Genomic DNA, 12,709 nt, shown 5'->3' with positions numbered 1-12,709 from the left:
TCACCTATATAGAGGCAAATTTATTGTTTTTGACCGTTACAAGCCTTGTTGCTCAATCGCCGTCCGTGGCTGATTGCTCCCTGTGATTCATGACTGGGTCGGTACCCTTGCGAGGATGTCGATGGCATTGACGTGAGGTTGGCGGGCTTGCTGCCGCAGGCGCCTGAGGATCAGGTAAGCGGCAGATACCACAGCGAGGCTGACAAGGCTGGCGAGGAACTGTGTACGCAAGGATTCCTGAAACGCCATGGCGGCCAAAACACCCGCAATCACTGCCACCACAGCATAGGACAGCCATGGAAACAGCCACATCTTGAGGGTCAGTCGCGCCGGTGCCGTGGCCTCGACCTGACGCCGCACCCTGATCTGCGCCAACGCCACCGCCAGGTAGACAAACAGCATTACTGCGCCGGAAGCGTTGACCAGAAAAAGGAACACGCCTTGCGGAGAAATGATCGCTGCCATGATGGCGATGTAGCCGATCACACTGCTCAACAGCACTGCCGCCCGGGGCACTTTCCGACCGGTCAGGACTGAAAGTTTTGCTGGCGCATCACCACGCTGGCTGAGGCCGAACAGAATCCGCGAAGACACATAAAGCCCGGAGTTCAGTGCCGACAGCACAGCCACCAGCACCACCGCCTGCATGATCATCGCCGCGCCGGGAATGCGCATCACCTCCAGTGCAGCCACGAAGGGTGAATGGCCGGCGACGATCTGACCCCAAGGCACCACGCAGACAATCAGGAAAATCGAGCCGACATAAAAGGTGATGACGCGGAAGATCACCGAACGGGTCATATTCGCCACGTTCTTCGACGGGTCGTCGGACTCGGCGGCGGCAATCGTTGCGATCTCGGCGCCGCCGACGGCGAAAATAACCGTCGGCACTCCCGCCAGAATCGCACTCACGCCATAAGGCATGAAGCCACGATCATTCACCAGGTTACCCAGCAGGTCGCTGGTGCTCGGAGCAAAACCGAACAGGTAAGCGCCGACAACAAAGATGAAGACGATGATCGCGAAAACCTTCAATGAAGCGAACCAATACTCGAACTCGCCATAGGATTTGACCGACAGGCAGTTGATGGCAGTCATGATCGCCAACAGGCTCAGCCCGATCACCCACGCGGGCAGTGGTATCCACTGTTCCAGGATGTTGGCACCGACCACCGCTTCGACCGCAACCACGATCACCCAAAAGTACCAGTACAACCAGCCACTGGTGAACCCGACCCAATTGCCCAGGCCTATCCGGGCGTACTCGGTAAAAGAACCGACACCGGGCAAAGCAACGGCCATTTCCCCAAGCATGCGCATCACCAGCATCACCACGATGCCGGCAGCGAGATAACTGAGAAACGCGGCGGGTCCGATCGCCTGAATCGTTGCACTGCTGCCGACAAACAAACCGGCGCCGATGATGCCGCCCAGGGAAATCATGGTGATGTGGCGCTGGCGCAAGGCGCCACTGAGGCGCTGCTGGCCCGAATTTGAGTTCATTGACTGAGCGTTTTTCATTGGATGACCTCCGCGGCTCGGTAGGGGGTCGATCGACCGGATAAATTCTTCGAAGACTTTGCGCGAGGGGGACAACACACCGGATACTCTGTGCAGCCCGATGTCAGGCACGAGTGTCGATGTAGGTGGGACGCCAGGAGCAATCCCGGCTGGAACGTTTCGATAGTCATGTGCGTACCCATTGAACTGCGCATGGCAGCATTTTCTTATTGTGTTGCATGACAAGCATTACAATACACACACTAATCACGGATTTTTAGCTTGTCAATGGGCCTTGTATCGGATAAAAAGCAATACAAACTTGCTCATTGTCCTGCTTAGAGCATGACAACAGGGATAAAGCACCATGAGTCAATTCGAACAACTGCTGGATGAACTCAAGGCCAGTGCGGCGTTGCAGCGTGATAAAGCGGAAACCCTTTACGCGCAACTGGCCGATTCACTGGCCGAAGCGATAGGCAACGGCAAGCTCAAACCCGGGGAGCGCCTGCCGCCGCATCGCGACTTCGCGAGTGCACTGGGGGTGAACATCACCACGGTGACCAAAGCCATGGCTGTGTTGCAGCAAAAAGGCCTGGTAGAAAGCCGCCCGGGGCGTGGCACCCAAGTCGCGCAACCACGCCATCCGGCAGCGCAATTTCAGTCGGCACCCAGCAATGATCCGGGCACCATCGACCTGAGTGTCAATCGCCCGGCAACCGGTGGTTTCAACAGGGTATTGGCGCAATTACTGCCGCGACTTTCCAGCGACCCGCGCTTTGGCGACATGAAGGACTATCACCCGTCCGAGGGGCCGTTGTGGGCTCGCGAAGCTGCGGCCCAATGGCTACGCCACACCGGCGTCGAGGCCCAGGCTTCGCAGATGTTGATCGTCGAAGGCGCGCAACATGGCATCGCCAGTACCTTGCGCAGCTTGACCAACAGTGGCGATACCGTGCTGGCCGACAGCGTGACCTATCAAGGCATCAATGCCTTGTGCCGTTCGCTGGGGCTGATTCTGGTTGGGGTCGACGCCGATGAACGCGGCATGTCCCCCGAAGCCCTGCGCCAGGCCTGCACTGAACATCAACCGCGACTGTTGTTTCTGGTGCCGTCGATTCACAACCCGACCGCCATTACCCTGGATACCGAGCGCCGGGCAGAACTGGCGAGCGTGATCCGCGAAACCAGCCTGCTGGTTATCGAAGACGATGTTTATCGCCCGCTGCTCGATCAGTCACCAGCACCTTTCGCGGCGCTGATGCCGGAGCGCACGATCTACATTTCGGCTCTGTCCAAATGCATCGCCCCGGGATTGCGCATGGGCTTTGTCCTGGCCCCGATGTCGCTGGTGCAGGACATCGCAGCCATGCAACGTATCGACTGCTGGAGCACATCGCCACTCAGTGCACTGATCGCCACTCGGCTGATCGAGGACGGGCATGCTGAGCAACTGGTTTGCGAACAGCGCGAAGAGTTGCGACTGCGCCAGGCGCTGCTCGCCACGCACTTCGAAGGCCTGGAATTCCAGCACAGCGCCACCGGCACCCACGCCTGGCTAGTGCTGCCGGAACCCTGGACCGGCTCGCGATTCGCCCGCCTGTGCCAGGACCGTGGGGTGGTGGTGCTGGCCGGCGGCGCCTTCACTTTGCGTCCGGAACTTTCACCGCAAGCGGTGCGCATCAATATCTCTGCAGCCCTCTCACGGGAGCAGTTGACCAAAGCCTTGACTGTCATCAGCCAACTGGCGCGTCAGGGCCACCTTCACATGCACAACCGGATCTGAGGACATGACACAACCCGTTCATTGCGAAATCGCCGTTGTCGGTGCCGGCGTCGTCGGGGTTGCCACGGCACTCTGGCTGCGACGCCAGGGTTATCAGGTTGCCTTGCTGGAGCGCGATGCGGTTGCCAGCGGCGCGTCCTACGGCAATGCCGGCACCCTGGCACCGTATGGTGTGATGCCGATTGCCCAGCCGTCGCTGCTGAAGGCAATTCCATCGTTGCTGTTCTCGAAGGAATCCCCCTTCGTCATCAACTGGGCACGCTTGCCACAGTTGATGCCATGGCTGCTGCGCTTTCTCAATGAGTGTCGTACCTCGCGCTGCGAAACCAACACCCAGGCACTGAGCAACATTCTCCAGCACACCTATAGCGGCTATGCGCCGCTGCTGGCAGACGCACCGCTGGCCGATCAGCATTTGCGTCACAATGGCTGCATCTATGCCTACGGCACCGAGCAAGGCTTGGCCGGCGCGCAAGCGGCCATCGAACTACGCCGCTCTCTGGGCATTGCACAGCAAGTGTTGAACGCAGCGGACATCGAACAACTGGAACCTGCGATGGCAGGCAAAGCGATCGGAGGCATTCTGTTTCCCGAGTCCTCGCACATGGATGACCCTCGAGCCTTCATCGAAGCGCTGGCCGCGCCACTGGTCGCCGCAGGCGCGCTACACCAGGCAACGATCACAACGGTGCAACGCAAGAGTGACGGCCTGTACCTGGGCAGTTCCGAAGGGAAAAGTTGGCGAGCCGACCGCGTCGTGCTGTGTGGCGGCGCCTGGTCAGCGGCGTTGGCACGCCAGGTGGGCGATCACATTCCGCTGGATACCGAACGCGGCTATCACATCGAATTCGATCTGCAAGACACCCTGCTCAACCGCCCTGTTTGCCCGGTGGAAAGCGCGTTTTACATGACACCCATGGCAGGTCGGCTGAGGGTTGCGGGCACAGTGGAACTTGGCTCGATCAACGACCCGGCGAATCCAAAACGCTTCGACTACCTGGAGCGACACGTACGCCGTGTCATGGGCCTGACCCAACCGGTCGCTCGCAGGTGGCTGGGGTTCCGACCTTCCCTCCCCGACTCGTTGCCAGTCATCGGCCCATCACCGAACGAACCGCGCTTGATCTACGCCTTCGGTCACCAGCACCTGGGCCTGACCCTGGCCGGAGCCACTGGCCAACTGGTCGCCGACTGCATCGCCGGCAAGACGCCACCATGGCTGGACAGTTTTTCCGTTCAACGCTTCTGAGCAACACTTTTCGACAGGAGAACCAAGGATGCAAACCATCGAGCGCAAACAGACCAGCCAACGCATGAGCCAAATCGTCATCCACGGCAATACCGTGTATCTGGCTGGGCAAGTCGGCGAACCCCATCACGACGTTGCCGGCCAGACCCGTGATGCGCTGGCGCGAGTAGATGCACTGCTCGAGCAGGCTGGGTCGTCGAGGCAACAACTGTTGCAGACCACCATCTGGCTTGCCGACATGGCGGATTTCGCGGCGATGAACACCGTGTGGGACGCTTGGGTCCCGGCCGGGCATGCCCCGGCCCGTGCGTGCGGCGAGGTAAAACTGGCTGATCCTAGCCTGCTGGTCGAAGTGATTGTCTGCGCGGCCAAGGGCTGAAATTCAACTCAAAGCGCATCGACGGGGAACTCTCGGCGGCCGTCGTGCATCCTAAATGGTGAGGTATTTCCTTTTTATGCAGGCTTTGAGGACTCCGTCATGCGCCGTCTGATTATCATTTCTTCCCTTGTACTGTGCTTACCGTTCGGCTCTGCCATGGCCAAAGTGGATGCAGGTGATGTTGCCACTTCGGCCGGTGTTTCCGCTTCGCTGTACTCGACGTTCAAGGATGACAAAATGATGATTCCCGCCCGTGACGACGCGTCCAGCTTCGTCGCCAGTGGCGGTGCGATTCGTGGCGTTTATCTGGAGCAGGTGTTGCAGCGGATCCGCCAGGAAAACCCCGGTCTCAATGCCAGCGATGAAGACTTGGCGCGAGCCATTCTTGTCCAGCAAGGCGTTGCTGCCGATCACTGAAGACGACCAACCTCAGCGGTGGGGCTCGTGACACCCGGATTGCGTTTCCAGCCCTGCCTTGCTGTCGGTTGACCGCCACCTGCTCCACTTGAACGGGCAGTGATCAGCGATAGCGCGGCGCCGATTCTGAATTTCCGAACAGCCCGCTCAACACCTGGCGTTGAGTTTCATGACGGTCCCACTGCGCCCCGTCGTGCAGGCCCGGGATGGTCACCACTTCTCCATTCGCCAACCCAACCAGTGCTGCATCAACCATGTCCTCGGCAGACATGACGATTTCCTGCGGCAGGTTTTCCACCGGGTTGCCCGCTTCACTCCAGAACTCGGTTGCGGTGGCGCCCGGCAGCACGGCCTGGATGCGCACGCCTTTGTCGGCCAGTTCCCGATGCATCGACTGGCTCAAACCCAGCACAAACGCCTTGGTTCCACCGTAAACGCCATTGAGAATTTCCGGAGCGATGGCAACGATCGAAGAAATGTTGATCACGGTGCCGGTGCCGCGCGCGACGAAGCCAGGCACCACGGCATAAGCCAGGCGCATCAACGCGGTGACATTGAGGGAGATCATGTCTTCCATCTCATCCACCGGGCTGGCGAGCAGCGGCATGACCGCGCCGACGCCGGCATTGTTGACCAGCAAGGTGATGCTGGCATCGTTGCGCAGGATGTCTTCTACCCGTCGCACATCGGCCTTGTCCTTGAGGTCGGCGGCGACCACTTCCACGGTGCGACCGGTCTGGTCGCTCAAATGCCGGGCCAGGGCGTTGAGTTTGCCCTGGCTACGGGCCACCAGAATCAAGTCATAACCCTGGCGAGCGAGGCGGTCGGCGTACACAGCGCCAATGCCCGACGATGCACCGGTGATCAATGCAGTACCTTTGGATGAGAGCGCCATAATCGGTTTCCTTCACGGTTGGGCGAGACGTTCGCCGGTTGTGTACCGTTATAAATCCGCTCGCCGGTGTCGCAAATGACGTTTAAAGTACGTTTTTCGGACATCGCCGTTTGAGGGCAGATCAATGATTACCGTGGCGTTTGTGGTTTTCGACGGCTTCCAGTCCATGGCGCTGGCGGCGATGCCGGTGTTCGAATACGCCAACTTCAGCGCTGGCGAAACGCTGTACGACGTGCGTGTGCTGTCCGAAGGGGGTCGCTTGTTGCGGGCCTCCGGCGGCTTGTGTGTCGGCACCGAGGCATTCGATGAGCGTGTGTTCGATACGGTGATCGTGGTCGGAGGCGATGCGATTCTCGAACAGGCGCCCGAAGCGGTGCTCGATTACCTGCGGGCTGGCGTCAAGACCGCGCGACGCACGGCGTCGATCTGTTCCGGGGCTTTCGTCCTGGCCCAGGCCGGTTTGCTGGAGGGAAAGCGGGCAACCACTCATTGGGCCTATGCGCGACAACTGCAAGAGCGTTTTGCGGGGATCAACGTCGAGGCTGACCGGATCTACGTGATCGACGGTTCGATCTGGACTTCAGCCGGCATGACCGCCGGTATCGACCTGGCGCTGGCCATGGTCGAAAAAGATCACGGCGCCGACCTCGCCCGTTCAGTGGCGCAAAAACTGGTGATGTACCACCGTCGCGCGGGTGGCCAGTCGCAACATTCGGCGCTGCTGGAACTGGAGCCGAAATCCGATCGCATTCAGAGCGTGTTGACCTATGCCCGGGAACACCTCGACCAAGTGCTTTCGGTAGAGCAACTGGCGGAGGTGGCACGCCTGAGCCCACGGCAGTTCAGCCGGGCATTTCGCGCGGAAACCGGCCAGTCACCGGCCAAGGCCATCGAAAACCTGCGTCTGGAAACGGCACGGCAGATGCTCGAACGCGGGCGCCTGAGCCTTGACCAGATCGCCCTGGCAACCGGCTTCAGCGACCGCCGCCGCATGCGCGAGGCGTTCTTGCGAACATTCGGGCAGCCGCCGCAGGTGATACGGCGCAGCGCGCGATCCGAGATGTCAATGTAGGAGCGAACCGCCGACCGGCGTCAATCCTGGCGGCCGCCATCGCTGGCAAGCCAGCTCCCACAGGGGCTTTATGCCAAGCACAAAAACTGCGGAGACTTCAAATACTGTGGGAGCGTGGCTTGCCCGCGATGACGTCGGCACATTCACCATCCACGCTGCCTGACACACCACCATCGCTGGCAAGCCAGCTCCCACAGGGGTCTGATGTCGATTACAAAGGCTGTAAGCGAATCAAATTGTCGGCGCTTGCCTGCGCCACAACCAAATCATAATCAGCCAACGTCGCATGATCCGTTTCGATCGGCACGTCATGCGTCGCCGTCACAATCAACAAACCCGCCCCCGCCGCCTGCGCGGCGAGAATCCCCACCGTGGCATCTTCGAACACCAGGCATTGAGTGATGTCCACCCCCAGCCGTGTCGCCGCGAGTCGATAACCGCTCGGGTCGGGTTTGCCGAGGCTGACGTCTTCGGCGGTGATCATCACGTCCGGCTCGGGAATCCCTGCCGCTGCCATTCGCCGCAAGGCAAGCGTCCTCGGCGCCGAGGTGACGATGGCCCATTGATGAGCCGGCAGCGATTTGAGGAACGCCGCTGCGCCAGGCACCTCGGCAACCCCTTCGACATCGTCGATTTCCGCCTGGGTGATCCACGCCGCTTCAGCCTCGGCATCCACACCGGGCAATCCCAGACGTGTGATGGTGTCGATGGCTCGGGCACCGTGAATGGTCGGCAGGAAGGTTTCGACATCGACACCGTGGCGCAAGGCCCAAGTGGTCCAGACGCGTTCAGCGGCGGCAATCGAGGTGAGGATGGTGCCGTCCATGTCGAACAGGAAGGCACGGTAAGGGACGTTGAAAACAGACGTGGGCACGGGCAAAGGGTCCTTCCTATCTCAGCGGACATTTGCGCCAATTTACACGATCCCCACAGGAACTGGCGCAGGCTGCGATCTTTTGATCCTGAAAAAGCAGAATCAAAAGATCGCAGCCTGCCCCAGCCCCTACAAGGCAGGGCGTGATTTCAAGGCCCCTTGCACACAATCGAGCAGTTGCCCCAACGCCCAGGGTTTCTTGATGAATGTCACCTCATGCCGGACGCCCGAGCTTTCCGGGGTTTCGTAGCCGGACATGATCATGATCGGTTTGTCCGGCCAGCGATCGCCAAACTGATTGGCCAGGTCTGCACCATTGAGTTTGCCGGGCATGGTGATGTCCGTGAGCAACAACCTGACTTGCGCGGCATGCTGCTCCAGATACTCCGCAGCCGCATCGGCACTGATCTGCGGTTCCACCACAAAGCCTTCGTCCTGCAGAATTTCGCAGAGAAATTCCAGTATCAACGGGTCGTCCTCAACCACCAGGATCAACCCCTCAGGAAGATATCCGCCCGCTGTCGTTACTCGACTCATGACCTTGCTGCTCCCTGATTGCACCTATGATTTCGCGGGCTTGAATCCGCTACCTACAAGTAGGAGCAGCGGACTCGGCGGAAATTCATTTTTGATACAGTCAGGCGACGAATTCATGCTTCCTGCAGGCGCTGAGCCCGCTCGCGATGGCGCTGTGTCAGCCATTACAGGTTGACTGATACACCGCCATCGCGAGCAAGCTCAGCTCCTACAGGGGCACGGGATTTTTGGGATTACTGTGACATGGCGTCCTTTTTCATGGCGTCTTTGGACATGGCGTCTTTTTTCATGCCGTCCTTGCTCATGGAATCCCTGGACATCGTGTCTTTCTTCATCGCGTCCTTGGACATCGAATCTTTCTTCATCGCGTCTTTGGACATTGCATCCTTGGACATCGAATCCTTGCTCATGCTGTCTTTGCTCATGGTGTCAGCAGCAAAAACACTGGCGGCGCCGACGGCCAGGCACAAAGACAGAACAACGGTGGTCAGCTTTTTCATGATGAAACTCCTTGAAGCACAGGTTTGATGGGTAGGTTGCGGGGGTTCATCAGCTGCCACCGAACCAGTTGTAGCCCTGGTCTTCCCAGTAGCCGCCGCTGTAGGTGTTGCTGACGAAAATCGCCTGAATGTGTTTGGGGTTCTTGTAGCCAAGCTTGGTGGGCATGCGCAGCTTCATCGGGAAGCCGTATTCACGCGGCAGCACCGCGCCGTCGTACGTCAGCGCCAACAGGGTTTGCGCATGCAGTGCGGTGGCCATGTCGATGCTGGTGTAGTAGTCGTCGGCGCATTTGAAGCCGACGTATTTGGCGTCGGTGTCGGCGCCGATGCGCTTGAGGAAGTCGCTGAAGCGTACGCCACCCCAACGGCCGATCGCGCTCCAGCCTTCAACGCAGATGTGCCGGGTGATCTGCTCGGTCTGGGCCATGGCGCGCAGCTCTTCGAGGCGCCAGCTGCGCTTGTCGGCGACCCGTCCGGTGACTTCCAGACGATAGCTCTCCTCCTCCACCGTCGGTGCTTCGTCGATGCCGTAGAACGCATTGAACGGAAATGGCCGGGTGATCATCGACCCCGGATAGGTCGGGGCCATGGCGTTGGGATTGAACAGCCAGCCCTGCACCCGGTCGTTGAAGCGCGACATCGATGACAATGCGGTCTCGACGCTGTCGTTGTCGGTGATGTTGCAACCCGACAACATCGCCACGCCACCAAGGGTCAGGCCACGCAAGAGGAACGAGCGACGCGAGCGGTCTTCGATCTGTGGCGCGAGGATCTTGCGGGCATCCGTGAGGATCGAAGCCTCATCCAGCCCGGGGACCTGAATACGCTTTTTCATACGTGCTCCTTGCGGCCAACGATCATGGCCAACAGCGTTTTAGGTACCAGCGCGACCATCACCAGATGCACCGCAACGAATGCCACTAACAGCGCCATGGCAAAGAAGTGCACACGGCGCGCCCCTTCGTAACCCCACAGCAATTCACGCAGCAGCGGGAACTGCACCGACTTCCACAACACCAGCCCGGAGAGCACCAGCAGGGTGATGTCGATAATCACGAACAAATACGCAAACCGTTGCACCTGGTTGTAATGACTGAGGTCGGCATGCCCGAGTTTTCCGCGCAGTGCCGCCGACAAGTCGCGCAGCACACCATTGGGCGAAACCGGGAAAAAGCGCCGTTTCAAGCGACCACTGAAGACATTGATGAGCAGGTAGACGAGGCCGTTGATCGCCAGGAACCACATCGCCGCGAAGTGCCACTGAAGCGCCCCACCGAGCCAGCCGCCGAGGGTGATCGACGTGGGAAAACTGAAATCGTAGAGCGGCGAGGCGTTGTAGATGCGCCAACCACTGGTGACCATCACCAACACCGCCAGGGCGTTGAGCCAATGGGTCATGCGCAGCCAGCGTGGATGACTGGCCTTGGGTGAGGCAGATGACTGCGACACGTCCGGCTCCGATGTGGTTGTTCGTTGGAGCCGAGTATGGGAGCCGGAAGATCGCCAAATCCTCACGCAAAGTTAAATTTAATGTGATAACTGCTCACTCACAGCCACCCAAAACCCTGTAGGAGCGAGCCTGCTCGCGATGGCATCAAGTCAGCCGACATTGATGTTGAATCTGAAACCGTTATCGCGAGCAGGCTCGCTCCTACAGGGGGCGGTGGTAGCCCGCCGAACGCGCAACTATGGTTAAATGCCGCCCCCCGCAACTTGCCGACCCAGACCCATGAACGCAGACGCCCTCTCCATCCTCCACGACCACTTGCTGACGGCACTGGCCACGCCTCCCGCCGAAACCCGGCGGCTGTTCCACGGCCGTGGCCGCTGCTGGCCGGGGCTGGAGCAGGTGACCGTGGACTGGCTGCAAGGCGTGGTGCTGGTGGCACTTTTCAAGGAGCCGGAAGCGGCGCAACTGGAGGACTTGAAGCAACGGCTGATGGCAATCACCCAATCACCGCAGTGGACACAATCCGGGGCGCACACGTTGTTGCTGCAGCACCGCTACCTGCTGCAAAGCACCACCGAATGGCTACTGGGCGATGCCATCGAAGAAATGACCATCACCGAAGGTGGCTTGAAGTACCGGGTGGACCTGGGCCGCAAGCAGAACACCGGGCTGTTCCTCGACATGCGCTATGGCCGTGATTGGGTACGGGCCAATGCCGGCGGCAAACGCATACTGAACCTGTTCGCCTACACCTGCGGCTTCTCGGTGGCGGCCATCGAAGGCGGTGCGACGCACGTGGTCAACCTCGACATGTCCAGCCCGGCGCTGAGCCGTGGCCGCGACAATCACCGGCTCAATGGCCATGACCTGAGCCAGGTGACGTTCCTCGGCCACGACCTGTTCAAGTCCTGGGGCAAGGTGATCGGCAAAGGCCCGTACGACCTGGTGATCATCGACCCGCCGTCGTTCCAGAAAGGCAGTTTCCTGCTGACCAAGGATTATCAGCGGGTGCTGCGCCGATTGCCGGAACTGCTGACTGAAAACGGCACGGTGCTGGCCTGCATGAACGACCCGGCATTCGGTGCCGATTTCCTCATCGACGGCGTGACGCGCGAGGCGCCGAGCCTGCGCTTTGAACAACGCCTGGAGAACCCTCCGGAGTTTCCCGATGCGGATGTTGAGGCAGGTTTGAAGGCGTTGGTATTCCGAGTTTAAGACCGGGTTGGCCCTGTTTGTGGTTGCAGCACCAACGCAAACAACTCCCCATGCCCGTTCACATTGAGTTTGTGATAAAGGTTGCGCCGATGCACCTTCACTGTCTCGGGTGAAATGCCCATCTGCTGGGCGATGGCCTTGCTGGAGAAGCCCTGGAGGATCAGCCGCGCGGTTTCGATCTCGCGCACTGACAGGCGCGCATCGAAGCGATCGAGCAGCGTTGCCAGATCTCCGGCCACGGCCTCGGCGACTGGTCCTTCCGGCGGCAGCAATCGCAGGTGTCGGCGCATGGCGGCCAGCACCCAGTCGCGCACGCACAACAGACGGCCCTGCTCTTCGAGGCTGAAGCGTGTCGAGCGCCCGAGAGAAAGGCCCAGCACCGCGCCATCGACGTTGACCATGAACTGCAACTCGTCGCCGCCAACCACCGAGCGGAAGTAGCTCAAGTAATACTCGCTGTGCTGGAACTGGTCCGGGGCCACCGATTCGAGGCTGTGCAAGCCGTCGGAAATGCCGGCACAGGCCGCTTGATAGAACGGGTCGAGCAAGTACATGCCGGCGCTGTAATCTGCCAGGTCTTCGTGCTCCTCGCCGCTGCCTTTGGCGTCGAAATCAATGAGCAGGCGCGGTACCCGACCCGGCCTCATCACCGCGACCAGGGCGTTGTCCAGCGGCACCAGCAGGCGCAGGGTGTCGACCAGCGCACGCCAGAACCCTTCCTCGCCCAACGTGGCAAACACGCGCGCCAGCCCTTGGTGCAGCGGCAACTCTTTCAACAACGCGTCCACGCCCTACCCCTTTCGAGTAACCCATGATGGGAATGGGTAACGGCCAG

The 12,709-nt window shown here is 60.1% G+C and carries 14 protein-coding genes; 6 read left to right on the top strand and 8 right to left on the bottom strand.

What is annotated here, in order from left to right; all coding sequences use genetic code 11:
- Window positions 1-87: 87 nt before the first annotated feature.
- On the bottom strand, window positions 88-1,503 hold the full coding sequence (locus D8U69_RS01355; RefSeq protein ID WP_206663059.1) for an amino acid permease: 1,416 nt from the start codon (window positions 1,501-1,503) through the stop codon (window positions 88-90).
- Window positions 1,504-1,867: 364 nt separating this feature from the next.
- Between D8U69_RS01355 and D8U69_RS01350 the strand changes: the two genes are divergently transcribed.
- The 4 genes from D8U69_RS01350 (at window position 1,868) to D8U69_RS01335 (ending at window position 5,331) form a co-directional block, all read left to right on the top strand.
- Window positions 1,868-3,286 (top strand): PLP-dependent aminotransferase family protein, encoded by a 1,419-nt coding sequence (locus tag D8U69_RS01350; protein ID WP_130906522.1) that lies wholly within the window; start codon window positions 1,868-1,870, stop codon window positions 3,284-3,286.
- Window positions 3,287-3,290: 4 nt separating this feature from the next.
- A complete protein-coding gene (locus tag D8U69_RS01345) occupies window positions 3,291-4,535 on the top strand; it encodes an FAD-dependent oxidoreductase (protein ID WP_130906521.1) in 1,245 nt (414 codons plus the stop codon).
- 28 nt (window positions 4,536-4,563) lie between these two features.
- Entirely contained in the window at window positions 4,564-4,914 is a 351-nt protein-coding gene (locus D8U69_RS01340) for a RidA family protein (RefSeq protein WP_130904989.1), read from the top strand.
- Between the two features lie 99 nt (window positions 4,915-5,013).
- A complete protein-coding gene (locus D8U69_RS01335) occupies window positions 5,014-5,331 on the top strand; it encodes a DUF2388 domain-containing protein (RefSeq protein WP_130904990.1) in 318 nt (105 codons plus the stop codon).
- Between the two features lie 103 nt (window positions 5,332-5,434).
- On the opposite strand, the gene D8U69_RS01330 is transcribed toward D8U69_RS01335, so the two are convergent.
- Window positions 5,435-6,226, bottom strand: coding sequence for an SDR family oxidoreductase (locus tag D8U69_RS01330; RefSeq protein WP_056856745.1), 792 nt, complete (start codon window positions 6,224-6,226; stop codon window positions 5,435-5,437).
- 124 nt (window positions 6,227-6,350) lie between these two features.
- On the opposite strand from D8U69_RS01330, the gene D8U69_RS01325 reads away from it, so the two are divergent.
- On the top strand, window positions 6,351-7,298 hold the full coding sequence (locus D8U69_RS01325) for a GlxA family transcriptional regulator (protein ID WP_056856746.1): 948 nt from the start codon (window positions 6,351-6,353) through the stop codon (window positions 7,296-7,298).
- A 211-nt stretch (window positions 7,299-7,509) separates the two neighbouring features.
- Here D8U69_RS01325 and D8U69_RS01320 read toward each other — a convergent pair whose 3' ends face one another.
- From D8U69_RS01320 to D8U69_RS01300, 5 genes are all read right to left on the bottom strand, one after another.
- Window positions 7,510-8,178: an HAD-IA family hydrolase gene (locus tag D8U69_RS01320; protein ID WP_347238260.1), complete on the bottom strand. Its 669-nt coding sequence runs from the start codon at window positions 8,176-8,178 to the stop codon at window positions 7,510-7,512.
- A 123-nt stretch (window positions 8,179-8,301) separates the two neighbouring features.
- Window positions 8,302-8,709: a response regulator gene (locus D8U69_RS01315; RefSeq protein ID WP_130906520.1), complete on the bottom strand. Its 408-nt coding sequence runs from the start codon at window positions 8,707-8,709 to the stop codon at window positions 8,302-8,304.
- A gap of 233 nt (window positions 8,710-8,942) precedes the next feature.
- Window positions 8,943-9,209, bottom strand: a complete 267-nt coding sequence (locus D8U69_RS01310; RefSeq protein ID WP_130904991.1) for a pentapeptide MXKDX repeat protein — start codon at window positions 9,207-9,209, stop codon at window positions 8,943-8,945.
- Between the two features lie 49 nt (window positions 9,210-9,258).
- On the bottom strand, window positions 9,259-10,044 hold the full coding sequence (locus D8U69_RS01305; protein ID WP_130906519.1) for a molybdopterin-dependent oxidoreductase: 786 nt from the start codon (window positions 10,042-10,044) through the stop codon (window positions 9,259-9,261).
- Window positions 10,041-10,658, bottom strand: coding sequence for a cytochrome b/b6 domain-containing protein (locus D8U69_RS01300; RefSeq protein WP_130906518.1), 618 nt, complete (start codon window positions 10,656-10,658; stop codon window positions 10,041-10,043). Before D8U69_RS01300 ends, D8U69_RS01305 begins: the two co-directional genes overlap by 4 nt.
- 280 nt (window positions 10,659-10,938) lie before the next feature.
- On the opposite strand from D8U69_RS01300, the gene D8U69_RS01295 reads away from it, so the two are divergent.
- Entirely contained in the window at window positions 10,939-11,874 is a 936-nt protein-coding gene (locus tag D8U69_RS01295; RefSeq protein ID WP_130906517.1) for a class I SAM-dependent methyltransferase, read from the top strand.
- Here D8U69_RS01295 and D8U69_RS01290 read toward each other — a convergent pair.
- A complete protein-coding gene (locus tag D8U69_RS01290) occupies window positions 11,871-12,662 on the bottom strand; it encodes a helix-turn-helix transcriptional regulator (protein WP_130906516.1) in 792 nt (263 codons plus the stop codon). The genes D8U69_RS01295 and D8U69_RS01290 overlap by 4 nt on opposite strands.
- Window positions 12,663-12,709: the final 47 nt, after the last annotated feature.

The organism is Pseudomonas sp. Sample_16 (genome assembly GCF_004307665.1).
Classification (GTDB): Bacteria; Pseudomonadota; Gammaproteobacteria; order Pseudomonadales; family Pseudomonadaceae; genus Aquipseudomonas.
Note: the sequence above shows the minus strand (reverse complement) of the source record. Positions and strands in the feature narration are given on the sequence as shown.